We start from the raw sequence: 24,586 nt of genomic DNA on the forward strand, positions 1-24,586 counted from the left end.
AAGGCGTTAAATATTCCCGCATCGTAATCAATGCAATCATCGTAGCTTCTGTCGTTGTCGCGTTGACTTCGGGATACAAGCTGGGCGGCTAGTACATACTCGCCAACCAAGACAAACAGGCTGCCAGCGGCCTGTTTTTTCTTTCTGGATTTTTACCAGGTAACTTGTTATGTTATACATCTATATAGTACGAACCGATAGCTATACATCAAGAGCCGACTAAACCAAGCAGGAGAATTTGTATGAACTTTATTCGTAATCTTATCCATAAAGCAGACCGAAGCAGCATGTATGTTGTTTTGTTGAGTTGTGCAGGCATCGGTATTTTTCTGTATATGAACAAGTTGTCTTATCTGCACCTCTCCACTGGGGAATGGGTTATGGTCTATACGATGCTGGGTGCCGCGCTGATTCTGGATTATTTCACCTTTCAGATCCCACCCAAGGGCAATCAGCAATCCATGGACTCTTCCGTGTATCTTGCCTGTATCTTCATGTTCGGCGGTGCGTTCAGCCTGTCTGTGCTCCTGCCCGTCTCCCTCATTTTATTAATCAAGGATCGCCAGCTCGCCTGGTGGAAACACATCGTTAATTTCAGCATTTACAGCCTTATGATTGCGGGAGCGGCTTCCGTATTTACATGGACTGGCGGTGTACCAGGAGCGCTGGATGGGTATAATCTGCTTCCTTATTTTGCTGCACTTGCCGCGTACTTCATCATTAATACGCTCACGCTGGGCTTATTCTTTCATTTCTCCACCAAGGACGCTCTGCAGCAGATGAAACGTGCGTTCGTGACTGAGTCGCTACTCGTCTATCTATGTACGTTGATCCTGGCGCTGGTGCTGACCATACTGGTCATCCATAACGGCATTCTGGGCTTGCTGCTCTATCTGAGTCTTAGCATTCTGTTATCCCACGCGTTCAAACAGCTGTTCCTGATGTACCAGAACATTGAAGAAAAAGCGAATACCGATCAACGAACCGGGCTCTTTAACCACAGCCACTTCGAAAACATGCTGGAAAATGAACTGGCGGCTGCCCGTGCGGCAGGAACCCCGCTCTCATTGGGACTTATTGATATTGATGACTTCAAAAAGTATAATGACCGATTCGGTCACCTGCAGGGTGACAGTCTGCTTGCTCTGCTAGGAGATTTTCTAAACCGCAAGACGGAGGGCACCCAAGTCACTGCTTTTCGTTACGGCGGGGAAGAATTCACGCTGCTCATGCCAGGCATGGAGCTGGACGAGGCTTATACTTTTATGAACAAATTGCGCAAGCAGCTGAACGATACTCCTTTTGAAGGAGTCGAGGTGTTTCCGCACGGTTGTCTCTCCTTCTCCGCCGGCGTCGCACGATACCAGGTAGACATGTACAATAAATCACAGCTTGTGGACCAAGCTGACAAGGCGCTCTATTATGCCAAAAAACAGGGCAAAAACAATGTCCACCGTCATGGCAGCAATGACGGCATGGAACATGAGATTGACCTGGTACAGGATGTACGGGATATCGAGCAGCAGCTGAACCTGTTCAGGTACAAGGATATCGACACTTTCAAACACTCCAAAAGAGTATATAAATACGCCCTGGATCTCAGCGAGCTGCTGGAACTAGACAATGCGGAGAAACGGCGGTTTGTCCTGGGTGCGCTGATTCATGATATCGGTAAACTGGAGATTCCATGGTCCATTCTGAACAAAAAGGAAAAGCTTACTGCAGAGGAATGGGAAACGATTAAGGGACATGTCACCTGGGGCAAAAAAATGGTGATGACTAACGAACGTTTCAACGATCTGATCCCGTATATTGAATTGCATCATGAGCGGTTTGACGGCAAAGGATATCCCTACGGTTTGAGAGACCGTGAAATTCCCCGCTTGTGCCGAATGCTGACTGTCATTGATTCATTCGACGCGATGACCACCGAACGGCCGTATCAGAAAACCAAAACGGTGGATGAAGCGATCAACGAACTGCGGGCGTGTGCGGGCTCCCAATTCGACCCTGAGCTGGCGGAGCTTTTCATCCGTTACATTCAGAAAAAGACAGCACAGCAGCTGTTATCCTAACGCACACTAACGTACGGCTGTCCACAAAATCCCTATAAAATGCCAAAGCGCTACCCCCGGTCCATTGGGGATAGCGCCATTTTCATTTTCATCACTGGGTCAATCTTGGAATTCAGGACAGTTCTTAACGAACCAATTCCAATTAACGGGTGGTGTTCAGTTCATGTGAAGTTTGATGCAGCTCTTTGATCATCTGCTGCAAAAACATGTTATCCTGGCGACTGATTCCGTGCTGATTGTCTTGAAGAAGCATCTGATGAATATTCTTCTTGAGTAACTCACTACGACGTTCCAATACCTCTTGATTCATGTTGTTGCGTTCACTCCTTAACATGGTTTGTCATGAATTCACGTTCTATATAAGTATAAAGAACCTTCCACCTCAGGGAAAACAGGCACAGCTCCCCTCTCCCGTATACATCCAGCCTCACACTCCGTGACATTCTGTCACGACATGTCGTTCTTAGATATCCTTCTATATACTCCCGTATACACCTACACATCCTCCGAGACCAACAGACTAGGTGCCAGGGACAGGTTGGGTTATAATGGGGCATAGATTCGTACAAAGAGTCGATATTAAAGGAGTTCTGGATGCATGTCCTACAAACAAATCAAGTGGATGATCCTGCTGATTCCCACAATAACCGTTGGCCTCTGGGAATACATACGTCATCAATTTTTAATGCCCTATCTCTCCATGGATGCGGGGAATTGGCTCACTCCCGTTATCGTATACCTTATCAGCGTAACGCTGCTGAGCCGTCTGTTCAAGATGCTGGAAGGTGCAAGGGCGGCGCTGGAACAGGAACGTGCCTCCAAGGCAGCCCTTGAGGCAAGGGACCAGCTGGCCCGCGAACTTCATGACGGGATTGCCCAATCCCTCTTTCTCTTGTCTGTCAAAACAGATAAAGCTGAGCGTGGTATGGCCGGCACCGGACACGAACATGAAATTCAGGAAATCCGCAAGACCGTGCACGAAGTAAACGCTTATGTCCGGCAAGCCATCGCCCAGCTGCGATATGTACCCGGCCATACTGCCATGCCTACAGGAGTTTCTCTTCAGGGACAGGTGGAATCCCTAACACAGGAAACGATACCGGGAGCCCAGGTACATTGGGAACTGGACAGTCATTTCTTTACGCCCAAAGAACAAGTCGAGCTCCTCGCCTGCATTCGGGAAGCTCTGATTAACGTACGCAAACACGCTCAGGCCTCTCATGTTCAAGTGGAAGCGGAGGGCAACCCACTTTCCTGGTCTGTTCGCATTCAGGATAACGGCGTAGGTGTTAGCGGCGATCCACTGCACCTTAAGGACCGATATGGACTGCGGATTACGAAGGAACGTGCCATTCAGATGGGCTGGTCCTTTTCCCTGGATTCCAAACCTGGCTTAACACGAATGACGATAGGTAAGGGGGATACTTAATATGGAACATGTACGTGTACTGATTGCGGATGACCACGCCCATGCACGCGAAGCGATATGCAGTATTTTATCGGAAGACAGTCTATTTGAAGTCATTGGTACGGCATCAAATGGACAGGAAGCACTGGAACTGACCGAACAGTGGATGCCAGATCTTATTCTGATGGACGTGCAGATGCCCGATATGGATGGGCTCGAGGCCACCCGGCTGATCAAGCTCCGCTACCCCTACGTGATCATCGTTATGGTGACGGTCTCCGACGATGTAACGTATCTATTCGAAGCACTGAAACAGGGCGCCCAGGGATATTTGCTCAAAAACCTGGCCCCCTCCACCTGGCTGGAATATTTGCGCGCGATCGTCTCGGACGATGCACCGCTCAGCAAGGAACTGGCGTACCGGATTTTGCAGGAGTTCCCTGCGCCCCGAAGTGAAGATGTGCCGGATAACCCGCTTACCACACGGGAACTCGAGATTTTGCAATGGGTATCCGCCGGTTATACAAATCGCGAAATAGCAGACCAGCTTGGCATTTCCGATCAAACGGTGAAGAATCATCTCAAAAATATTTTGCAGAAGCTGCAGCTCGAAAACCGTGTTCAACTGACCCGCTACGCACTTGAAAGCGGCCTTGCCGGACGAAAACTGCGCAAGTAACAAGCATTCATGCTTTTGTCACAATTCTTGGAATATAATCGTTTTTTTATAGCCCGATGTAGTCATACGCCGTTATTTTGGACAAAGTTATAATGGTATAGATTGTTATCGGCATCCGAAGAATAACTACAATTCTATAACCTGAGGGTGATGTTTTTTTGAGTTTAGGACGTTTTACGATGAGATGGGATAAACGCCACTGGGCCGTGATGGTTTCCCTGCTGCTCATGTGTTGTCTGGTTATGCCGCAATGGGCTTCAGCCCATGCTTATATTGTTCAGGCCTCGCCAGGGGAGAACGAGCTGGTAGCCACTGCTCCAGAGCGCTTGACACTGGAATTCAATGAATCGCTGCAAACGGCCTTCTATGATATTAAAATTACCGCACCTGACGGTACACAAGCGGATGACGGCAACGTACAGATAGACGCCGAGCGTCCTCACGTGCTTGAAACGGGGCTGCGCAGCGGGCTTGGCAACGGTACATATGCCGTCAGCTGGAAAGCCGTGTCAGCCGATGGCCATCCGATTCAGGGAGCCTATGTATTCCATATCGGGGAACCGTCAGGTGCCCCTGCGGGTCTGGCAGATCTGACATCGGGCACTGGTCAAACAGGCGGTCCGATCAAATGGATACTGTCCCTGACTGATTGGATTCAATATCTTGCCTTGTCTGTCATTCTGGGCACACTCGCCTTCCTGCTCTTTCGGATCGCTCCGTCATCCATGGCGAGAGAGCCCATGGAAGTGCCAGGCAGCTATAAGCTGTTGTGGATCAGCTATGCCGCAGCTTCTGTTGCCGCAATCATCAGTTTGCCGCTGAACACCATTTACGAGTCAGGGGTGGCTATCCATGAATTCAGTTGGGCACTGATGGGCAGTGCCATGAAGCTGACGTCGTTTGGCCTCATTTGGATGGCACAGATGCTCATTCTGATGCTGCTTGCAGTCACAATCCTGTCAGGGTATGACCGGGATCGCTCATTGAAGGTCCGCATCTGGTCATCTTACGGTTCACTGATACTTGTGCTTGGTTGGCTGCTCACGCATGCTATGACAGGCCATCCTGCCGCAGCCGAGCAGCGTACACTTGCCATAACCATGGACTATGTGCACCTGATTGCAGCAGCATTCTGGATTGGTGCCCTGACGGCCATGGCAGTTTGCCTGCCTCCACTGGCTGACAAGCTTCCTCCGAAGGTACGAGGAGAGGTATATTGGGGAGCTATCCGCCGGTTTGCAGCTTGGGGCATTGGTGCTGTAGCCGCTCTGGTTGCTACAGGGATCTACAGCAGTTTAATCATTTTACCCGAACCTGTACTGACATCCCTGTTCACTACCACTTATGGTTATGTGCTGCTCGCAAAGATCGTTTTGCTCCTGGTGATGATTGCATTCGCATGGCGTCATTCCCGAACGGCCAGACAGGGCAAGGATAACCGGCTGGCAGGTAGTCTTAAGGCAGAACTAGCTACAGGTGCCGTTGTACTGGCTCTGGCTGCTGTACTCACCCATCTGTCCCCCGGACAACCTGAAGCTGCTGGTCCATTCAAGGAAGTGCAAACCACAGACGATGGCTCAGCGATCACGCTCCAGGTCAGCCCCAATGTTACAGGTGAGAATCAGTTCGAGGTGGGCGTAAAAGCATCTGACGGCAGCGTAGTAAATGATCTGGAACAGATCACCTTAACGCTGACTCACTTGGATATGGACATGGGCATCTATGAAATCACCATTCCAAAAAACGATACCGGCGTATATCAGGCGGAAGAATACATCTCCATGCCTGGACGATGGAGCATCAAGGTTCACCTGCTCACTCGATCACTCGATTCACTGGATACCGAGTTCGAGATTGACACAGCGAATCCATAATTTTTTAGAAAAGAGAGGGGTAATTTATTTTGAAAAGAACATCCTGGACTTCCAAACTTACATCCACTATAGCGGCGGGTGCTGCAGCGCTCATGCTGTTCGCCGGCTTCGCGAGTGCTCACGTCACTGTCAGCCCAGCGGCTGCACAGACCGGAGCATGGCAGACGTACACGATCAAGATCCCTTCCGAGAAGGATCTGCCAACAACCAAGATTACGATGAAGGTTCCGGAAGGTGTAGCATTCAAGCAATATCAGCCACTGGCTGGATGGAAAATCACCACGGAGAAAAACAGTTCAAACGAAGTAACATCGATTACCTGGGAAGTGGATGGAGATAATGAGGGGATCCTCGCCGGACAATTCCAACAGTTCAACTTTGTCGCACAGAATCCGGATGCAGCAACTGAAGTAGCCTGGGATGCGTTCCAATACTATAGCGATGGCAGCATCGTAGAGTGGACAGGACAACCTAGTGACAGCACACCTCACAGTATTACGGCTATTAGTGAAGATCCTGCAGCTGCAGGCAATCAATCCGAAGTAGGTGGCCATGACAGCGCAGGTACAGCTGGCAATGCAAGCGATGACGAAGCAGGCGCTGGAGATAATAATGCCGCAGACGATACCAAGGCTGACGATGATACCACGCTCGGCGATGCACTAACCGACACCGTTACAGGTGAGCCAAATAATACGGATTCAGATCCGGGTACATTGAAGCTGCAGCAGGCAACACTGATCGTATCGATTTTGGCACTGATTATGTCCTTCCTGGGCATTGCACTCGCAACACGCCGCAAAAAGAGATAACACGCGTCTTTAAGTTAAACGTAACAAAAGAGCCCTGGCAGATATGCCAAGGCTCTTTCTTGTTAGATCAGATTACCCATACTTCGTTTTCAGCGTTTACGATTAACGTTCCTGATCCGTCTGAATCATGATCTCAATATATTGCAGCAAGCTCCGCTTCTGCTGTTCAATTGAATGGATTCGACTGGACAGCCCTGCGAAGAATCCTTCAATCTGCTGCCTGGTGTAGTCAGCCGACTGACCCTTCCAGTCATTCAGCCGTGCATATAGGGCTCTTGCTTCCTGCTCATCTGCCTGCAGGCGGGCCAGCAGCCGTGTAAGCTCCTTCTCCGCAATTCGAAGGTCATTCAGTTCCACCAGCAATTGTCCGCTCATGCCTATCCCCTCCCCTTATGTACATATCATTATCGATCTGCTGGCAGCCCCGGTGTTTAATTAAAATGCACCGGACTCTCATCAGCCTGGCGGAAGGCATCTGCCTTCTGATCAATGAAGTCGAGGAATTGGCTCGTATGCTTCATATGCCATGTACTTAATTCGTTAATGGACGCATCAAGCTGGGTTACAATAGGCTCCAGTCTACGGCTGCGGCTGGTATGCAGATATTGAGCCATACGGCTGCGCACCTGATTGAGCTCAGCGTTGCACTGCTGTGCATTCTGCTTCCAGCGGGAAGCGACGCTCTTCAGTTCTTCCGGCGTTACCTGAATCAGACCGGAAGCAGCTCCTGCAGCTCCCCCGCCTACACCTGTTTTCGATAGGCGTGGCCCCATGTTTTTGCTGTAGCCAGTCAAGTAGTCCATCAGACGAGGTGAATAACCAATTCTCTCTCCGGTAATCGGATCGTACAGTTCATTGGAAATAAAGCCATTCTTGAAGTTATATTGATCAAGGCTGTGATAGTTTTCGCCGCCAAAAGAGTTCTTCGCTTTGTCTATAATGCCGACACCGTCGTTCGCTGTCGCGTAATCAGAATTGATATAGTAGGTTGTTCCGACATGCCGATCATATCCGCCAAGCGTACCGCTCGCTACCAGATCGCCAGGATGCGCATAGTTCGTAATCTGGCCATCGAATTTACCCGCTTCCGCCTGACGGCGTACCTCCGGGGTCAAGTTACCCATAACGGATGGGGCACTAAATGTCACTGCTGGTATGCCTGTGTACGCGGATGCATACTGTGCATTTCCCCCACCAAGGGAATGTCCTGTCATCGAGAAATTCAGATCCCTATGCTTATCCTGCATATGGTTCGCGTAATTCTCGGCCTGATACATCTGGTTAGCCCAGCCTGTTGGGGACACGGTTTTCTCAATATCCTTTACCCGATCGCCAGCCCAGTTCTCCACATCTCGTACTCTGTCCCCGGCCCAATCTTCCACTTTGGATACCCCGGTGAAGTCCTTGACGTTCTCCACACCTTTGTCGAGCCATTCCGGTGTAAGACTATCAACAAATTTGCTGGTCTCCTGCTGGCCTTTGCGGATTAATTCTCCGCCACCAATGCGTCCATCCATAACAAAATCGGGAACAGATCTGTCGAGAGAGGCACTCCCCTCCGTACCGCGGTATGAAATGACTGCCTGCTTGGTCTCCGGGTTGTAGAATGTGACGGCATCAAAACCGGACAATCTGTTGCTTTCCGTCCCTTCAAGCACCTCCCATCCAGGAAGCTCGGTTAATTTATCACCCGTTTTTTGATCCTGGTAGGCCAGATCGGATAATGTTTTATATGTCTCGTCATCAATATTCGGCGGTTTGCTCAACAACTACACCTCCTGTTTATTTGGCGTACGGGTCGTACCCTTTCGCTTGTATGGCTTCCTCAATCTCCGGGCTAATAACCAGATTCTTGGTCGTTTTCTTTTTGTAATTGTATGATATGCCAAAACTTTGATCCTCATGGTCCTTCACATGCCCTTTCAGACCAATCTGGGAAACCGCCATTTCAGGTAACAGTTCCTTGCTAGTAATCACGACATCCAGTTCATATTTCTGCTTGAAATACTGAACTACACTGGACTCCGCCTCCTGGTACAATGCTTGTTTCTCGCTTTCTTTCATATTGCTGCAGCCTCCCAAAATTAAAGTAACCATGATGATGAGTGCAATGAAGCCTTTAAGCCCTCCTGTACGTTGAATACCAATCCCCCCTCGGTCAACATTTTAAGCAGCATTTTAGAATCCGCCCTATTCATTTGTTAACTGCATCATAGTACAAAATCAACATGCCCACATCGGCTCACGGCATCGTTTTTATATAACTTTCTTCCTAAATGGTTCCAGCAAAGGATTCGGGTTACATTACCCAATTCCCTGAATTTTGCAACAAATTCGGGGCATTTGCGCAGACACGCAAAAGAGAGCCGCCCATATTAGGGCAGCCCTCCGACTTACTATGCCTATAATCTTATTCCAATACCATCCTTAGGGCAGTCAGTGCAATACCGATAACGAATCCGGTCACGGCGCCGTTAATCCGAATCCATTGAAGATCCTGGCCTACCTTGTCCTCAATCAATGAGATTAATGAGGCATTATCCATTTTATCAACATTTTCACGGACCAGATTACCGATCTTGGAATGGTTTTTCTCCAGCAGTGTTGTCACACCTTCGACAATCTTGGCATTCATGCCATCCAGCAATGCGCTGTCTGAACGCAGATCGGACAATACCCGCTCAATGGCAGGGAGCGCATACGTCTCCACATACTTTCCATCTTCCATGGCGGCGAGTGCTCTTTCCCTCAGTTCGGTAAGCTTGTTCAGCACGGTTTCTTCCGCGTTCCAGCTGTCCAGCAGGCTGTCTTTCCAGCCGTTCAATCCGCCACGTACACTTTCGTTCAAGGCAAGACGCACCGCTTGGGTTCGAACCAGACCTAGCACCTTATACCGGAGGGCACTTCCCTCACGCTTCATATCCTCTACCTGGTCAAACAAATACCCCTGCAGGATGCTGCCAAGCTTCTCCTCATTCATATAGCCAAGGAAGGCATTCATGGCAAATTGCATAAGGCCATTCATTTGAATTCCACTAATCGCTTTCATGCCGCTCTCACCCAGAAACATGATGGTCTCCGGCTTCACCAGCCACTCTTCCGCCTGTTTCAACCCGTAGTCCAGTGCCTTCGTGTCATATCCGCGTTCACTCAATTGAACGGATGCCCGTTCCAGGATCGGCCCAAGATCGAAAGCCCCGGCCTGTGATTTGATCTCGCTCGCAACCAGCGGTGCAATCTGCTCCAGCGGCAACCCAGCCAGAATACGTTTGCACAGCGTATCGATCATCGATTTGACGCCATCATTATGAAGTTCCCGTGACATGATGTCGAGTACCGTTTCCGCTGCCTTGAAACCGGCAATTTTCTCGGTAATGCTGTCTTTGTTGAGCAGATTGTTCTCCACCGCAGAAACGAGGCCCTCCGTCATCTTATCCCGGTTCTTCGGCAGCAATGCCGTATGCGGAATCGGAATGCCAAGCGGGTGACGGAACAATGCCGTTACAGCGAACCAGTCGGCAAGTCCCCCTACCAATCCCGCTTCAAATGAACCCACCAGCAGCTTGCCTACAACACTGCCCTGAAACGGCAATGAGGCGGCAAAGCCTGCCCCCATTACAACGAGTGACCAGGCTGCTGCCTTTTTGGTTTGTTTAGGTTTAGCCATCATTCTTGCTCCTTTATCATTAATCACACGTCTGTCCTCCATTGTACCCATCCGTGCATATTCCGTTCTTTTTCGAATGTGAGTATGCCAAAGCCGTTAATCAGCACTTTTCATTATTTTTGCTTCCACATCGCGTATACTTCATCTTATCACCCGCAAGCACCAAAACCAAACCTCCAGCTGCCAAAAAAGAGTAAAAGAGATTCATTTTCCGTAAAATTCCTGCCTCTCTTTTTCCATTCCCCAAAAGCATTTAGTATAATCAGGATAGATGGCCCATCATATACGATTGGTCGCCTGGCAGCAGGGTAATTACATAGTGGGATAATTGAAGGAACAGGGGAGGAAATTCGGATCATGAAAAACGTGCAGGACACAACGACACTCTATAACGGAGTCAAAATGCCTTGGCTGGGTTTTGGCGTATTCAAAGTGAAAGATGGAGAAGAAGTGGTTGAAGCTGTCAAAACGGCCATTCAGGCAGGTTATCGCAGCATCGATACAGCCAAAGCCTACAACAACGAGACCGGTGTAGCCCAAGGTATTCGTGAATCCGGAGTTGCCCGCGAGGATCTGTTCATTACCACCAAAGTATGGAACAGTGACCAAGGTTATGAATCGACATTAGCCGCCTTCGAAGCCAGCATGGAACGACTCGAACTCGAATATCTGGATCTCTATTTGATTCATTGGCCAGTCAAGGGCAAGTACAAGGATACATGGAGAGCCCTGGAGAAACTGCACCGGGAAGGACGCATCCGCGCCATAGGCGTAAGCAACTTCCAGATTCACCATCTGGAGGATCTAATGATGGATGCCACCATTAAACCTGCTGTGAACCAGGTCGAGCTTCACCCGTTGCTGATCCAATCAGAGCTTCGGGACTACTGCAGTAGACACCAGATTCAGATTGAGGCCTGGTCTCCACTCGGCCAAGGGAATCTGCTGGAGCACCCGCTTCTTCAGGATATTGCAGCAAAGTACGGCAAATCGCCTGCACAGGTCATTTTGCGCTGGGATCTTCAAAACGGCATCGTGACCATACCAAAATCCGTTACACCACAGCGTATTCGAGACAATGCTGATCTATATGATTTTGAACTGACTGCGGAAGAAGTTGAACAGATTAATGGACTGAACGAAAACAAACGCTTCGGTTCCGATCCGGATAACTTTAACTTTTAAACTCAGTCATTTAGACGACAAACTTCATGAAATATAGAAAAACCAAAAAAATCCCGATTCGAATGCTTCTGCATCCGAATCGGGATTTTGCCGTTCAATCGTTTTAACCGATCAGCCTTTGGAAACCAGCTTAAAATCATCGTAGTGGAAACCTGGCGCAACCACACACGTTACGAGCACAGGTTCGTCTCCAAGCGGACGTGCCGTTTGCCATACCCCGGCTGGAACAAGTACCTGCGGCGATTGCCCTGCAGCAAGATCCATGCCGAGCACGAGCACTTCCTCATTTTCAGGATTTTCCCCTTTGCCGCCCAGTTTCAATTCAATCGGACTTCCGCTGTGCCACAACCACAGCTCATCGGACAAAACGGTGTGCCACTCGGAAATTTCATGCGGGTGCAGCAGGAAGTACGTTGAGCTTGCAGAGAATCTTGGACCCGAATAAGCTTCCGGTAGAACGGATTGCGGGATTTGATAAGAAGCCTTCCATACTTCCTTATACCAACCGCCTTCAACGTGGGGCTGCATATCCAGCGCAGCAACCAGAGGCGATAATTCATGTGTCGTCATAACCTGTTTCCTTCCTTCCAAATCATATTGGAGACCCTCTTCCAGAGTTTGGCCTCACTCTCCCTACTGTAAAACATCGCTGTTCGTTTGTCACCCTTAGAACCCGTCCATCCAATTTGAACGAAACTTTTGATAGCGTTTACAACAAACTGGATTTTCCGTTATGATATGGATATAAACGTAAATCAGACGAAGTAGAAGGGAGCCTGATCATGAGTATGATTGAGGATCGAATCGGACCCAAATATCGCATTGGGGAAAATTCATTCACCATTGAATACATGCGCAGACATGAAGGCAATGCCATGCCGCAGCCTCACGCTCATCCATTTTACGAGCTGTATTACCTGCTTGAAGGAGAACGGGTGTATTCCATGAACGGCCAGCTCCTGACCGCCAGCAAAGGTGATTTGATCCTCATTAATCCGCATGATGTGCATACAACGTCCAGAGGAAACAGGCCTGGATTCGAACGAATTCTTATCGGTTTCTCTCCTTCGTTTGCCACCGGGATGGAACTCGGTGTGTGCGGTCTGCTCCCTTTCGAACGATCAAGGCTGCTTCACTTCCCCGAATCAGAGCAGCAAGAGATGGAACGCATGCTGTGGCAGATGCTGCGAGAATGCAAGGAGCGTCGCCCTCACTATGAGATGGTTGTAAGAAGCCTGCTCGCTCAGCTTCTGATCCATATCTACCGGGTAGAAGAGAAGAGCCGCCTGATGTCACCAGGCCCGATTCACCCCATGCAGGATAAAATCGGCGAGATTGCCGCTTACGTGAACAGACATTACAACGAACCGCTTACCCTTGAGGATGCAGCAGCCCGTTTCTATATCAGTCCGTCCTATCTGAGCCGGATGTTCAGTCGGTTTACCGGTTTTCGCTTCAGTGAATATTTACGGGTCGTGCGGGTGAGGGAAGCGCAGCGGCGCCTATTGTCCACCCAGGAACGGGTGCAGTTGATCGCGGAGAAGGTCGGGTTTGAGCACACGGCTCATTTCAACAAAACATTCAAACAGGTGACCGGAACCACCCCTTTGCGCTATCGAAAAGAGCATAGCTAGCACGGGGAATCTTGAGAAGTTGAAGATAGAAGCCGAGTGGGTAGCCCCACCCGGATGAATGTGTGTCCCTATACCAGAAAACAGGATGGTACACGGAGACACACGCTACACCGCTGCGGCTGAACTTGAATTAGCGAACGACTTGCTATTCATTCTTATCAAGGACTCTTATCTGCGGATGAGCACACCGCTTCTTACCTCAGGGCCCATAGAAATCTGGCGTCCGTCCTCATCTGCATCGTCCTCCCGGCATACAATTCCGGCAGACTCGTGTCCTGTTACAATCAGAAGCCGGCCGTCAGCTCCCTTCCCCTGTATGCCCTCTATTTCAGCTCCCTTGCACTGGTGCAAATGGATTAATGATCCTTCGGAAATCCGGGCTCTCAGATTGGCAATTCTCAAGTGCTTCGCATGAGCACACTGTATACCGTTCCGAGCAGTGACGTCATATCCTTCAATCACTACACCTTCCAGAGGCATCTCGGGCAGCCCACTTACGAATAAAGCCATCTCCGCACCTGCACAGACAACATCTGATATTCGAATATCCCGGAACACCGGGGTCTCTTCACTAATTTCCTGAAACAGATCGCTGCCGCGGGCTGATCCCTCCATATTCGCATAGAAAAAGGAAAACGAGATGGCTTCCATGATGATATCTTTCATATAGATGCGCTGTATTTCAATATCTTCAACGACTCCACCGCGCCCGCGGGCGCTTTTGAACCTTAGTCCAATATCCGTCCCAATAAACGTGCAATCCGATACCCTTACATGCCGTACACCACCCGACATCTCACTGCCAATAACGAATCCGCCATGGCCATGATATACGGTGCAGTCCCGAATAGTAATATATTCAGATGGCAAACCGAGCTCTCGGCCTTCGGCGTCCTTGCCGGATTTCAGGCAGATGGCATCATCCCCCACATCGAACACACTGTGCTCCACGACAACATGACGGCATGATTCAATGTCCAGTCCATCGCCATTCTGAGAAAACCACGGGTTTCGTACACTCACGTTACGTATGGTAACATGCTCCGATGCCCACGGATGCAGGTTCCATGCCGGTGAGTTTTGAAACGTTGGACCATCCAGCAGCACCCGCTTGCAACGACGCAAACTGACCATGTTCGGACGTAAAAAGTCTCTAGCTCCCTCATAAGCCGACAGTTCGCGCTCCTGCTCCATATGAAGCCGGTTGGCAATGGCGCCTCCTTCGAGGGCCGAGGCCGAAGGCCACCAGATCTCTTCATTTTCACCCGAATGCTCCACAACCCCACCGGAAGCAACGAGTCGACTCCATTGTGAAGCGGTCATTTTGGACCGTTTGACTGGACGCCATGCTTCTCCGCTACCATCCCATATTCCCTCACCTGTAATCGCGATATCCTCTAACAATTCTCCGTCAATTGGAGATTGACATCTCACCACCTGCCACCCCTCGAAGCTCGAAGCAATCAGTGGATAATGATCAAATTCGCGACTGAACGTAACCAATGCTCCGGCCTCTGTATGCAGCTCAATGCGGCTGCGAAGCACAATCGGACCTGTCAGCCAGACTCCTGCGGGAATAACGATTCGTCCGCCACCCGCTTCAGCACATGCTGCTATAGCAAGCCTGAACACCTCTGTGTTGTCCGTTACTCCGTCTCCTTTGGCTCCGTAGTCCGTGATGCGGAAATCCCGAGCAGGAATGTCAGGTAGAGCAACCTCATAGGCTTTCATATTAGCTTGGATACCTTCTCCTGTGCTTAAAGGGGAGTAGTATGTATTCATCGTTCAGAACATCCTCTCTTCTCTGTATTGGGATTGGACTGTGATCGATATCGCATAACTTTCAGGAATGAGTATTATCACCCATCATATCAACGGGATCTGGACCAAGGTTGTGCTTTTTTGCCTTGTAGCGTTAGAATTTGAGGTTATTTGTTCCGTTACCCTGGACATATGATAGGTATCAACATCAGTATACTCTATACATCTATTCCAAAGGTTGTAAAAATTCTAGGAGATTCGATTCATTTTTCTGTCAGGATTCGTCACAAACAAGTTACCAACTTAACAAGTATATAACACACATACTGGCTACAGCCCTATCCAACCCCATACTTATGTCATGTTTTATCACAAACCAATTGCCAGAAGAAGGATGACTATGTATGATTAAATAACTAGTTTCAATTTATTCCTTATTATTCCTTTTCCAAACTAACGTTGCAGAAAGGATGGGTTACTCTTGATTGAATTTAGGGCTGTGCAGAAGCACTTTGGTCATTTTCATGTCCTCAAAGATATTCATCTCCACATTGAAGAAGGAGAGGTCGTTGTCATTATTGGCCCTTCCGGCTCCGGCAAAAGTACACTGCTCCGCTGCATCAACCGTCTGGAGACTATTACAGAAGGCGAACTCATTGTCAGCGGTGTCCCTTTACATCAGAAAAAAGTGGACATCAACCTCTTCCGCCGTGACATTGGTATGGTATTTCAACACTTCAATCTCTATCCTCACAAAAAAGTCATCGATAACATTACACTTGCCCCAGTAAAGGTACGCAAACAACCCAAAGCAGAGGCAGCTGCTACGGCAATGAAATATTTAACCCGTGTCGGCATTGCCGACAAGGCAGACAGCTATCCCTCCCAGTTGTCCGGTGGACAACAGCAGCGGGTGGCCATCGCGCGGGGGCTCGCCATGGAGCCCAAAATCATGCTCTTTGACGAACCTACCTCTGCGCTCGATCCCGAAATGATCGGGGAAGTACTGGATGTCATGCGCTCTCTCGCACATAACGGCATGACCATGGTTGTCGTTACCCATGAGATGGGATTCGCCCGTGAAGTGGCAGACCGCGTCATCTTCATGGATGAAGGCCGAATCGTGGAAGAGGCTTCTGCCACAGAATTTTTCGATAACCCGCGGGAAGAGCGGGCACAGCAGTTCCTAAGTCGTCTAATTCATCATTGAGAATAATAAAATATTCCATTTTGAAAGGGGTCTTTATTCATGAAGAATTTGCTGAAGTGGCCGTCATTCGTCCTTGTTTTGGTTCTCTCGCTGGCATTGGCCGGCTGTAGTACGGGAGAGGAAGCTACCAACGGCAGCGCTGGTGGTGGTGAGGATGCTGCAGCCAAAGGAACCATTGAACAGATTAAGGAGCGCGGCAAACTGATTGCCGGGGTCAAATACGATACGAAACTCTTTGGCTTGAAAGACCCGGCAAGCGGAGAGGTCGAAGGATTCGATATCGATATCGCCAAGGCACTTGCCAAACAAATCCTTGGAGACGAGACCAAGGTCGAGCTGAAAGAGGTCACATCCAAAACCCGGATTCCCATGCTCCAGAACGGTGACATCGATATCATCATTGCTACCATGACGATCACAGACGAGCGGAAGGAGCAGGTGGATTTTAGTGACGTTTATTTTGAGGCAGGACAGTCCCTTCTTGTAAAAAATGATAGTGCCATCACTGGACTGGAGAGCCTTGGAGGCGTGAAGGTGCTTGCTGTTAAAGGTTCAACCTCTGCGCAAAATATTCGTGAAAAAGCTCCGGATGCCGAAGTGTTGGAATTCGACAACTATCAGGATGCTTTCACTGCGCTCAAAGCAGGCAAAGGTGAGGCACTGACGACGGACAATATCATCCTGATCGGTATGCAGCAAACGGACAACAACTACAAACTGGTTGGTGGCAACTTCACAAGCGAGCCATATGGAATGGCCATCCGCAAAGGCGACTCTGCTTTCGTTGAAGAAGTAAACAGCCTGCTCAAGAGCATGAAAGATAGTGGTGAATACGATACGTTACATGAAAAATGGCTTGGCAGCAAGCCCGAGTAACCTCGATTAACGATGAGCGAGCGGCGGTTTTCATCTGTAGGGTCTAAATCGCCCGTACAGCATGAGTCGCCGCTTCACATCCGGAGAACGGAGGCTTCGCCTACATGGGCAAATTGGATTTTGATGTATTGTTCAAGCATTCCGATCGTTTCCTGGAGGGATTCCTCAATACGATTCAAGTAAGCATCATGGCTTTGATCGGCAGTTTTATCCTTGGAGCAATCATGGCAATCTTCAGGATATCCCCTATCAAACCGCTAAATTGGATCGGTACGGCTTATGTAGAATTCATTCGAAATATTCCGCTTCTTCTGGTCGTGTTCTTTTTCTACCTTGGACTGCCCTCCCTTGGTATTTCACTAGACGGGTTTGTCTCCGGTACGCTAGGTCTTACCATCTACACGGCAGCTTTTATTGCAGAAGCCATCCGGGCAGGCATTCAGACCGTCCCCCGGGGACAGCTGGAGGCCGCAAGATCTTCAGGTTTGTCCTACGTACAGGCCATGAACCTGATCATTTTGCCGCAGGCAATCAAGATTGTGCTCCCATCTATCGGCAATCAATTTATCAACCTGGTCAAAAACTCCTCCATTCTTGCAGTTGTTGCCGGCATGGACCTGATGTATTTTGCCGATCTGGTCAATTCGGATACCTTCCAGCCACTGAGCGTGTATACCATTGTTGCACTCTTCTACCTGGTACTGACACTGCCGCTCAGCTTCCTCGTTCATTACATGGAGCGCAGATTTGGACAGAGCGACGCCGAAGCACGAGGCCGCAGGGGCAAGCCGAAGAAAAACAAGCCGGCCGGTCAGGTTACCATGTGATTAGCCATACCACTATTCAGCCTAAGTTCCACTCACAGAAGGAGGTCGATGTACAATGGACTTTAGCGGGGCGTATGCCTGGCCCAACCTTCGTTTCCTGCTGCATGGATTCCTGATTACCCTGCAGGTGGCAGGGCTGTCAATCGTCTTCAGCTTTATTCTCGGCACCGTGCTGGGTACCGTCCGGTATACCCGTATTCCGGTCCTGTCACAGATCATCGCGGTTATCGTGGATACGATTCGGAACCTGCCGCTGCTGCTGATCATCTTCTTCATTCATATTGTCCTGCCCCAGCTGGGGATTAAAATGTCCGTCTTCTGGTCCACCGTCGTTGGACTCAGCCTGTTCGAAGGCGCCATGATCGCCGAAATCGTTCGTAGCGGTCTCAAATCGGTTGAACGCGGACAGGTGGAAGCCGCTCGTTCCTCCGGTCTCAGCTATATGCAGACCCTGGGCGGCATCATCATGCCTCAGGCACTGCGCCGCATGTCGCCGCCAATGGTCAGTCAGTTCATCTCCCTCCTGAAGGATACGTCCTTGGCCATTATCATCTCCTTGCCGGAGCTGATGCACAACGTGCAGATCCTGGGCGGCCAGAGCTTCGATTACGTTATCCCTGCACTCCTGCTTGCAGCGGTATTGTATTTTGTCATTAACTACGCTCTTTCCATCGTAGCCCGACGCCTTGAGGCAAGAATGAATTAAATGTACTCAGAAGTTAAATCAAGCTGTGCTTCCTGCTTAACTGTAGCTATCTTTAACAACAGCCAACCTTATCCTCTACGGTTGGCTGTTTTCGTTCCTTTTGCTGCATGCTTTTGCAACTAAAAAACCGACTGCACTATGCAATCGGTTGTCTGTTCATGTATTGTTGTTTTCTATATTTAAAACGGTTATATTCATTGATTAGTTCATCCAGTACCATCGATTGTTGAAGGACTTTGTAGTCTTGCATGCCATGATGCTCCGCCAAACGACTTAATTCTTGCCTGTTCCGTTCAATCTGGTCCACAACTTGACTTGTTCCTTTCATAGCATGCACCCCCTTCTTTATAGACCATTTTAGGATAGATTGCCAAAAAATTCATATTTTTTTCCTTTGCAAATCAAAAAGTTTATTTGCAGGGGTATTCATTCATTATCAAGCATTTTGCAACAATTCAAGATATAGACTAAAGGCTAACCAAAGTTAGGTGTTTAACCATATTCATCTTCCACATCTTGTATAGAATCAAATGATTATTTTCACGTACGGCTTCCAATTAACCAAGTCTTAACGGCAGCTAACTATTAACATAACTAAATTCCTATGGTTGATTCATATTAGAATACATTCACAAAAGAGCGTTCATTTCCTAAATCCGGAAAGAACGCTCGTCCACATTTAATAAAATCTATACACAAACCAAAGGCCTTTTAATATCCACCTGTACCGTGACTGGATACAGAACTTCTCATGGAATCCATAGGGTTAATCATACCTGTAAACAAAAGGATTGAACTAAACAGCATTAATACTAACGTGGCTTTTTTTAGCATATCGACCATAAACCTCCTTGATAAGATTTGAATAGTTTAGCTTCACAGATTCAGTCGCTTGATTCCTGTATTCTTCGAATAAACCTACACAGTAAATGATTGTTGAGTCATCTTTGATTTTATGAGCTGATGACAAACAAGTCATTAGACTCCTAAATCCTTCTTCATATCTTTCCTTAGATAGCTGATAGAACGCTAATTCTGCCCAAAATTTGGTGTACCTATCATCTTTGACCTGAACAACATAGCTAGTTTCGTGATTGCCTTCCTCAAATAAAAGATGAATATATAGATCAAACCTCCTGAGGGCGTGGTCTACATTCAAATTGTATAGATTTGCTGCTTCCATAACCTTAACCAACCCAAGAAGTGTTTCATTTTCGTCTTCATCAATAAAATCCAAATAGGAATTTAAGGCTTCGTAATCGCCCAACATCAATTTATAAAGGTAGGAATTAACTTCCGCCCAATCCTTAAATCTTTTAATAAATATAAGATCCTCTGCTGTAGGGTCATCCACAACAACATTGGAGTACAGCGTTGTAAGATTCAAAGCTTTTTCGTAATTTCCCCGTTCGCCCCACACATTAGACATCAATAAATGCGCATAAGATCTATAGGTGAATAGAGGGTGCTTGGAAACTCTGTCGTTATCTAAACCTTTTTTCTTCGTTTGATATTGTTCCAAAAACCCAACTCGCTGCTCTAGTTCACCAGCTAATTGAAATACCTTATCCCAGTGGCGCAATCCACTATATGTATTAGCCAATTCCCTGATCGCGTCCAGCTGTCGCTCTTCATCCAGCCGATTAATATACGGCTCGAAGTGAACTGCGGCCCTGAGATTCTCATGCTGGTCCTGGCCAAGAGACAAGGTGAAAATGCGATAATGGCATAGTGCCAGACGTTCGGAGTGCTGGTACTTCTCACACTCGGCGACACATTCGTACAGCATTCGCGCAGCCTTCTTCTGATCACGTTCAAGCATATACTCGGCCAGCTCGAACAATTCGGACACATAGGAGCGGTCATCCGTTACTTGCTGAATTACCCTCTGTATGCAGTCCAGCTTGTCCAACTCAGCGCAGCGTTGCAGGAACGGCTCCAGCCTTCTCCAGTGCGGTGCAGATTCCACAAAACATTCAGCACCATATATTTCGTAGAAGTGGCCCTCTTCCAGCTTCATCCCCTGGGTAATGAGGTCCAATTGAGCCATGGCAATCGGCCGTGTACCTTTGATAATTGCACTTAACGTCCCGGCGTTAACCCCCGATATATCAGCAAAGTATTGAAGGGTATACCCCTGTTTCCTGATGTAATCCTCAATATTTGAGCGTATCGTAGTTGTAGGTTCCATGTCTCCCACCTCCACAATGAAAATCCAGAAATTTGAATTTATATGATATGTACAATTTTAATCCTAAATTTTACAGCGGTCAATAAAAATCGTGGCAATTTCCTGCACATTTAGACATTTATATGGAATATATTTCGTCTTATAGAAAAAATCCATTAGAAGAATCGAAACGGACATGTTACAGTAAGTTTAATTCATAATATCCTACTATTTCCATAGGATTAAACAACACAGACTGGCCAATCCAGTTTAAGGAGAAGTTCAGATGAAGTTTGCCTTGTTTAGCCTCATGATGAACCTGCCTAATGCGGTCACTGGCGAAGCCCTCACAACGCAGCAGAAATTCCACAACATTCTGGAGCAAGCCAGACTGGCCGAGCGTTTAGGCTTTGACGCTTATGGAATTGGCGAGCGGCACGGCGCACCTTTTCTGTCCTCTTCACCTCCAGTGGTATTGACTGCTATAGCTGCAGCTACCTCACGTATCAGGTTGCTTACCACAGTCACTGTTCTGAGCGTACTCGATCCGGTGCGGGTTGCGGAGGATTATGCAACGCTGGATCAGTTATCTGGTGGACGACTGGAGATGATCATTGGGAAAGGCAATGACCCCCGGCACTATCCGCTGTTTGGCATTCGTGAAGAGGAACAGTGGGTTTCCCTTGCTGAACGCTATGAACTGCTCAAGCGCCTATGGACGGAGGAGAACGTAACCTGGCAGGGCACGTATCGGCCTCCCCTTCAAGAGGTTACCACTTGGCCGAGGCCACTCCAGCAATCCATTCCAATCTGGCATGGCAGTGCGTCGAGTACACTCTCTACTGAACTGGCAGCGAAATATGGTGAGCCGCTCTTCACCTCGAATTCTTTTCACCCACAGGCAAAATACAAAGCATTGATTGACCATTACCTTGAACGCCTCGATTATTATGGTCATGATGCAAGCCGCGCGGTGATCGGTTCGGGAGCAGGCAGCCTGTATCTGGCAGATACTCGTGAGGAAGCGATCCGTCGCTATACGCCTTACTATAATGCTTTTCATGCTACCGCTGCCGCACAGCATAACCAGTCACCCTTCACAGATCTGGAAGATAACATTGCACGCGGCCCCGTGCTTATTGGTAGTCCGGAACAGGTTATTGAGAAAATCATGGATTACCATGCCGCGTTCGGACATCAGGTGCTGAGCATTAGTGTGGATGGACTCAGTCATAGTGAGCAGCTGGAGCAAGTGGAGCGTTTTGCCCAAGACGTAGCACCTGTCTTGCGGCGAGAATTGCCGAGTGTAGTGTGGAACGATCCCCCGGTTTTAAGCCAGCAATCTCCCTCCTCTGTCTCCGACACTTCTGCTTCTTGGCCCTCAGCCATCTCTCCCCTATTTCAGGTATGACGCAGCCTCGCCAGATACGCCTTCATACAGGGTGATTCATGAGAATCGCCCTGCTCCTCTTCGGGTTTCGTTCTTTCTCCCCCGCTTAATCAGACTTAATCCCTGCAAATAGTGAATCCAATAGCCGCTGTACAAAGTCAGGATCCATTGGTTCCCCCGTCACTAACATGCGATAGAAAACCGGCCCATAGATCATGTCGATACACAAACCGATATCCAGGTCACTCTTCAATTCGCCCCGCGTTACACCCTTTTCAATGATCCCCCAAGCTTCACGCCGACGAGGCTGAATGTATCTGGTCCGATATTCTACCGCAAGACCTGGGTCTGACTGTCCTTCTCCAATAATCTCTGTAATGGCCTTTCCGTCCTGGCTGGTCAAAAATTGAATCATATTACTCGCATGAATACGCACATCCTCAAATACCGATCCTGTATCCGGAACAGGCAATCTTGCTGTCATGGCCGACATGTATCCATCCATGATGACAGCCCCCTTATTGGGCCACCATTTGTATATTGTTGCTTTGCTCACTTGCGCTCGCTCAGCTATCTTTTCAACCGTAATCGCGGCAAAGCCATGTTCCAGCAATAACTCATAGGCAGCTGCCAGAATGGCATTCTGGGTTTCCATGTTGCGGGGACGTCCTCTTTTGGCTGTCATCTGAACCCCTCCTTCTTTCTAACCATACATTGCAATTCCACTCTCTTAAAAACGATACGTTCATTATACTAAATTGCCCTCCACATAAACAATTTGATCCTCCGGCGATGCCGATTATCCTAAATAATTTGATTTCGCCTATTTACAATACTAAACGTTTAGTTTATTATATGTTTGTAATTAGTGAACGAACTGTTTAGAAATTAATGATCCCAGCTTGATTGACTCATACTGAGTAGTAATTTAATACCATGTGGAGGATGATATTCATGAACATGAAAAACGATGTGCAAGCAAAACAGGTTCCCCGTTGGCTGGTTTTCCTTTTGGCTGCGGCATGCGGACTCATTGTGGCTAATCTGTACTACGCACAGACCGTAATCGGGCCGATCAGTGATACGACAGGATTGTCGTCTGCTGCGGCAGGATTAATCGTAACGTTAACACAAGTTGGATATGTCATTGGACTGCTGTTTATTGTACCGCTCAGTGACATTATAGAGAATCGGCGGCTCGTAACTTCCTTTCTTGTATTACTAGTCGTTGCCTTGGCTGCAGCGGCGTTCTCCACTCATGCTGTATTATTTCTGACGGCCTCTCTGGTTATCGGTGTAGGTTCCGTCGTCGCTCAGATTCTCGTCCCCTACGCGACTTACCTTACTTCGGAAGAACAGCGCGGTCAGGTCGTAGGCAATGTCATGAGCGGCCTTCTTCTCGGCATTATGCTGGCTCGCCCAGTGGCAAGTTTCATTACGGATGCTTTTGGTTGGCAGGCTGTCTTTATCTTCTCCGCTATCGTCATTACACTGCTCGCTCTGCTATTGTCACGCGCTCTTCCTGTACGCAAGCCTCAGCCTGCAATGAAATATGGTCAGCTCATTGTTTCACTAGGTACCCTGTTGAAAACTCTGCCCATGCTGCGCCGCCGGGCGCTGTATCAGGCCAGCTTGTTTGGTGCCTTCAGTCTCTTCTGGACCACCGTACCTTTACGGCTGGCGAATGATTTTGGCATGACCCAGCAGGGCATTGCCTGGTTTGCCCTAGCCGGGGTGGGCGGGGCCATTGCGGCTCCCATCGCAGGCAGATGGGCAGACAAAGGCCTGACCCGGATCTTGACCGGTCTCGCCATGGTGATTGCTGTTCTATCCTTCGGCCTTGCATATGTGTTCCAGGGACATTCGACTGCTGAGCTTGTTCTGCTGGTCGTTGTTGCCATCACGCTCGACATGGCAGTCTCAGGCAATCTCGTTCTGGGGCAGCGCATCATCTACTCCCTTGCTGGTGAAGCAAGAGGACGTGTGAATGGAATTTTCATGTCGATCTTCTTTATTGGAGGTGCCATTGGTTCCTCTATTGGAAGCTGGTCTTATGCATCAGGCGGCTGGAGTCTAACGACACTGATCGGCCTGATCATGCCGCTGCTGGCGCTCGGCTATTATTTTACTGAAAAGAAACCCAGCATCGTCAGCAACTCATAACCGAATCCCATAATTAATATGAAAGGAGCCTAATCGCAGTGATTAGGCTCCCTTTTTCGCATTTATATCAAGCTCTACCCATTCACTTAAATGACCCAAATAAGCTGCCGAAAGAAAAAAGCACGACATTGTAGTTCCACGTTATACTT

General features: G+C 48.5%; 23 protein-coding genes. 13 read left to right on the forward strand and 10 right to left on the reverse strand.

Going from position 1 to position 24,586, the window contains the following annotated elements:
* Positions 1–242 precede the first annotated feature (242 nt).
* Positions 243–2,075, forward strand: a complete 1,833-nt coding sequence (locus MH144_RS26495; RefSeq protein WP_239305263.1) for a bifunctional diguanylate cyclase/phosphohydrolase — start codon at positions 243–245, stop codon at positions 2,073–2,075.
* A gap of 142 nt (positions 2,076–2,217) precedes the next feature.
* Here MH144_RS26495 and MH144_RS26500 read toward each other — a convergent pair whose 3' ends face one another.
* Positions 2,218–2,385, reverse strand: a complete 168-nt coding sequence (locus MH144_RS26500; RefSeq protein ID WP_167301679.1) for a hypothetical protein — start codon at positions 2,383–2,385, stop codon at positions 2,218–2,220.
* Positions 2,386–2,673: 288 nt separating this feature from the next.
* Here MH144_RS26500 and MH144_RS26505 point away from each other — a divergent pair, with 288 nt between their 5' ends.
* The 4 genes from MH144_RS26505 (at position 2,674) to MH144_RS26520 (ending at position 6,848) form a co-directional block, all read left to right on the forward strand.
* Positions 2,674–3,504, forward strand: coding sequence for a sensor histidine kinase (locus MH144_RS26505; RefSeq protein ID WP_239305264.1), 831 nt, complete (start codon positions 2,674–2,676; stop codon positions 3,502–3,504).
* 1 nt (position 3,505) lies between these two features.
* Positions 3,506–4,162: a response regulator gene (locus MH144_RS26510; protein WP_239305265.1), complete on the forward strand. Its 657-nt coding sequence runs from the start codon at positions 3,506–3,508 to the stop codon at positions 4,160–4,162.
* Between the two features lie 179 nt (positions 4,163–4,341).
* The gene (locus MH144_RS26515; protein ID WP_239305266.1) at positions 4,342–6,036 is read left to right on the forward strand and encodes a copper resistance CopC/CopD family protein; all 1,695 of its coding nucleotides are present in this window, start codon (positions 4,342–4,344) and stop codon (positions 6,034–6,036) included.
* Positions 6,037–6,065: 29 nt separating this feature from the next.
* Positions 6,066–6,848 (forward strand): YcnI family copper-binding membrane protein, encoded by a 783-nt coding sequence (locus MH144_RS26520; protein WP_239305267.1) that lies wholly within the window; start codon positions 6,066–6,068, stop codon positions 6,846–6,848.
* A 102-nt stretch (positions 6,849–6,950) separates the two neighbouring features.
* Here MH144_RS26520 and MH144_RS26525 read toward each other — a convergent pair whose 3' ends face one another.
* The 4 genes from MH144_RS26525 to MH144_RS26540 all read right to left on the reverse strand — a co-directional run bounded on the left by MH144_RS26525 (position 6,951) and on the right by MH144_RS26540 (position 10,515).
* The gene (locus tag MH144_RS26525) at positions 6,951–7,223 is read right to left on the reverse strand and encodes a hypothetical protein (protein WP_095291629.1); all 273 of its coding nucleotides are present in this window, start codon (positions 7,221–7,223) and stop codon (positions 6,951–6,953) included.
* A gap of 56 nt (positions 7,224–7,279) precedes the next feature.
* The gene (locus tag MH144_RS26530; RefSeq protein WP_239305268.1) at positions 7,280–8,614 is read right to left on the reverse strand and encodes a Tle-like phospholipase domain-containing protein; all 1,335 of its coding nucleotides are present in this window, start codon (positions 8,612–8,614) and stop codon (positions 7,280–7,282) included.
* A gap of 16 nt (positions 8,615–8,630) precedes the next feature.
* The gene (locus MH144_RS26535) at positions 8,631–8,912 is read right to left on the reverse strand and encodes a hypothetical protein (protein WP_239305269.1); all 282 of its coding nucleotides are present in this window, start codon (positions 8,910–8,912) and stop codon (positions 8,631–8,633) included.
* A 346-nt stretch (positions 8,913–9,258) separates the two neighbouring features.
* Positions 9,259–10,515 (reverse strand): DUF445 domain-containing protein, encoded by a 1,257-nt coding sequence (locus MH144_RS26540; protein WP_239305270.1) that lies wholly within the window; start codon positions 10,513–10,515, stop codon positions 9,259–9,261.
* Between the two features lie 357 nt (positions 10,516–10,872).
* Between MH144_RS26540 and MH144_RS26545 the strand changes: the two genes are divergently transcribed.
* Positions 10,873–11,700, forward strand: a complete 828-nt coding sequence (locus tag MH144_RS26545) for an aldo/keto reductase (RefSeq protein WP_275440316.1) — start codon at positions 10,873–10,875, stop codon at positions 11,698–11,700.
* 111 nt (positions 11,701–11,811) lie between these two features.
* On the opposite strand, the gene MH144_RS26550 is transcribed toward MH144_RS26545, so the two are convergent.
* Positions 11,812–12,270, reverse strand: a complete 459-nt coding sequence (locus tag MH144_RS26550) for a cupin domain-containing protein (RefSeq protein WP_095361613.1) — start codon at positions 12,268–12,270, stop codon at positions 11,812–11,814.
* A gap of 212 nt (positions 12,271–12,482) precedes the next feature.
* Between MH144_RS26550 and MH144_RS26555 the strand changes: the two genes are divergently transcribed.
* Positions 12,483–13,334, forward strand: coding sequence for a helix-turn-helix transcriptional regulator (locus MH144_RS26555; RefSeq protein ID WP_239305271.1), 852 nt, complete (start codon positions 12,483–12,485; stop codon positions 13,332–13,334).
* Positions 13,335–13,502: 168 nt separating this feature from the next.
* Here the strand turns inward: MH144_RS26555 and MH144_RS26560 are convergent, their stop codons facing one another.
* Positions 13,503–15,116 carry a glycoside hydrolase family 28 protein gene (locus MH144_RS26560; protein ID WP_239305272.1) on the reverse strand — a complete coding sequence of 538 codons (1,614 nt, stop codon included), beginning with the start codon at positions 15,114–15,116 and terminating at the stop codon, positions 13,503–13,505.
* 460 nt (positions 15,117–15,576) lie between these two features.
* Here MH144_RS26560 and MH144_RS26565 point away from each other — a divergent pair, with 460 nt between their 5' ends.
* The 4 genes from MH144_RS26565 (at position 15,577) to MH144_RS26580 (ending at position 18,714) form a co-directional block, all read left to right on the forward strand.
* Positions 15,577–16,305, forward strand: a complete 729-nt coding sequence (locus MH144_RS26565; protein WP_239305273.1) for an amino acid ABC transporter ATP-binding protein — start codon at positions 15,577–15,579, stop codon at positions 16,303–16,305.
* A gap of 39 nt (positions 16,306–16,344) precedes the next feature.
* Positions 16,345–17,181, forward strand: a complete 837-nt coding sequence (locus tag MH144_RS26570) for an ABC transporter substrate-binding protein (RefSeq protein ID WP_239305274.1) — start codon at positions 16,345–16,347, stop codon at positions 17,179–17,181.
* Positions 17,182–17,285: 104 nt separating this feature from the next.
* A complete protein-coding gene (locus tag MH144_RS26575) occupies positions 17,286–18,008 on the forward strand; it encodes an amino acid ABC transporter permease (protein ID WP_239305275.1) in 723 nt (240 codons plus the stop codon).
* A 55-nt stretch (positions 18,009–18,063) separates the two neighbouring features.
* Complete coding sequence (locus MH144_RS26580) at positions 18,064–18,714, forward strand: amino acid ABC transporter permease (RefSeq protein ID WP_239305276.1); 651 nt, start codon at positions 18,064–18,066, stop codon at positions 18,712–18,714.
* A gap of 136 nt (positions 18,715–18,850) precedes the next feature.
* On the opposite strand, the gene MH144_RS26585 is transcribed toward MH144_RS26580, so the two are convergent.
* Positions 18,851–19,042, reverse strand: a complete 192-nt coding sequence (locus MH144_RS26585; RefSeq protein WP_183525788.1) for an aspartyl-phosphate phosphatase Spo0E family protein — start codon at positions 19,040–19,042, stop codon at positions 18,851–18,853.
* A 468-nt stretch (positions 19,043–19,510) separates the two neighbouring features.
* Positions 19,511–20,905, reverse strand: coding sequence for a transcriptional regulator (locus MH144_RS26590; protein WP_239305277.1), 1,395 nt, complete (start codon positions 20,903–20,905; stop codon positions 19,511–19,513).
* Positions 20,906–21,170: 265 nt separating this feature from the next.
* Here MH144_RS26590 and MH144_RS26595 point away from each other — a divergent pair, with 265 nt between their 5' ends.
* The gene (locus MH144_RS26595) at positions 21,171–22,295 is read left to right on the forward strand and encodes an LLM class flavin-dependent oxidoreductase (RefSeq protein WP_239305278.1); all 1,125 of its coding nucleotides are present in this window, start codon (positions 21,171–21,173) and stop codon (positions 22,293–22,295) included.
* An 85-nt stretch (positions 22,296–22,380) separates the two neighbouring features.
* On the opposite strand, the gene MH144_RS26600 is transcribed toward MH144_RS26595, so the two are convergent.
* Positions 22,381–22,959 (reverse strand): TetR/AcrR family transcriptional regulator, encoded by a 579-nt coding sequence (locus MH144_RS26600; protein ID WP_239305279.1) that lies wholly within the window; start codon positions 22,957–22,959, stop codon positions 22,381–22,383.
* A gap of 269 nt (positions 22,960–23,228) precedes the next feature.
* Here MH144_RS26600 and MH144_RS26605 point away from each other — a divergent pair, with 269 nt between their 5' ends.
* Entirely contained in the window at positions 23,229–24,437 is a 1,209-nt protein-coding gene (locus MH144_RS26605; protein ID WP_481857397.1) for an MFS transporter, read from the forward strand.
* The last annotated feature ends 149 nt before the right edge of the window (positions 24,438–24,586 follow it).

Origin of the sequence: Paenibacillus sp. ACRRY, assembly GCF_022346995.1 — a bacterium.
In the GTDB taxonomy this organism is placed as follows: domain Bacteria; phylum Bacillota; class Bacilli; order Paenibacillales; family Paenibacillaceae; genus Paenibacillus.

Excerpts from the sequence above, each read along its gene's own strand:
- MH144_RS26605 (WP_481857397.1), top strand. The coding sequence starts at position 23,229 with ATGAACATGAAAAACGATGTGCAAGCAAAACAGGTTCCCCGTTGGCTG.
- MH144_RS26540 (WP_239305270.1), bottom strand. The coding sequence starts at position 10,515 with ATGGCTAAACCTAAACAAACCAAAAAGGCAGCAGCCTGGTCACTCGTT.
- MH144_RS26590 (WP_239305277.1), bottom strand. The coding sequence starts at position 20,905 with ATGGAACCTACAACTACGATACGCTCAAATATTGAGGATTACATCAGG.
- MH144_RS26585 (WP_183525788.1), bottom strand. The coding sequence starts at position 19,042 with ATGAAAGGAACAAGTCAAGTTGTGGACCAGATTGAACGGAACAGGCAA.
- MH144_RS26515 (WP_239305266.1), top strand. The coding sequence starts at position 4,342 with ATGAGATGGGATAAACGCCACTGGGCCGTGATGGTTTCCCTGCTGCTC.
- MH144_RS26495 (WP_239305263.1), top strand. The coding sequence starts at position 243 with ATGAACTTTATTCGTAATCTTATCCATAAAGCAGACCGAAGCAGCATG.
- MH144_RS26595 (WP_239305278.1), top strand. The coding sequence starts at position 21,171 with ATGAAGTTTGCCTTGTTTAGCCTCATGATGAACCTGCCTAATGCGGTC.
- MH144_RS26580 (WP_239305276.1), top strand. The coding sequence starts at position 18,064 with ATGGACTTTAGCGGGGCGTATGCCTGGCCCAACCTTCGTTTCCTGCTG.
- MH144_RS26600 (WP_239305279.1), bottom strand. The coding sequence starts at position 22,959 with ATGACAGCCAAAAGAGGACGTCCCCGCAACATGGAAACCCAGAATGCC.
- MH144_RS26545 (WP_275440316.1), top strand. The coding sequence starts at position 10,873 with ATGAAAAACGTGCAGGACACAACGACACTCTATAACGGAGTCAAAATG.
- MH144_RS26510 (WP_239305265.1), top strand. The coding sequence starts at position 3,506 with ATGGAACATGTACGTGTACTGATTGCGGATGACCACGCCCATGCACGC.
- MH144_RS26500 (WP_167301679.1), bottom strand. The coding sequence starts at position 2,385 with ATGAATCAAGAGGTATTGGAACGTCGTAGTGAGTTACTCAAGAAGAAT.
- MH144_RS26575 (WP_239305275.1), top strand. The coding sequence starts at position 17,286 with ATGGGCAAATTGGATTTTGATGTATTGTTCAAGCATTCCGATCGTTTC.
- MH144_RS26570 (WP_239305274.1), top strand. The coding sequence starts at position 16,345 with ATGAAGAATTTGCTGAAGTGGCCGTCATTCGTCCTTGTTTTGGTTCTC.
- MH144_RS26555 (WP_239305271.1), top strand. The coding sequence starts at position 12,483 with ATGAGTATGATTGAGGATCGAATCGGACCCAAATATCGCATTGGGGAA.
- MH144_RS26525 (WP_095291629.1), bottom strand. The coding sequence starts at position 7,223 with ATGAGCGGACAATTGCTGGTGGAACTGAATGACCTTCGAATTGCGGAG.
- MH144_RS26550 (WP_095361613.1), bottom strand. The coding sequence starts at position 12,270 with ATGACGACACATGAATTATCGCCTCTGGTTGCTGCGCTGGATATGCAG.
- MH144_RS26505 (WP_239305264.1), top strand. The coding sequence starts at position 2,674 with ATGTCCTACAAACAAATCAAGTGGATGATCCTGCTGATTCCCACAATA.
- MH144_RS26535 (WP_239305269.1), bottom strand. The coding sequence starts at position 8,912 with ATGAAAGAAAGCGAGAAACAAGCATTGTACCAGGAGGCGGAGTCCAGT.
- MH144_RS26560 (WP_239305272.1), bottom strand. The coding sequence starts at position 15,116 with ATGAATACATACTACTCCCCTTTAAGCACAGGAGAAGGTATCCAAGCT.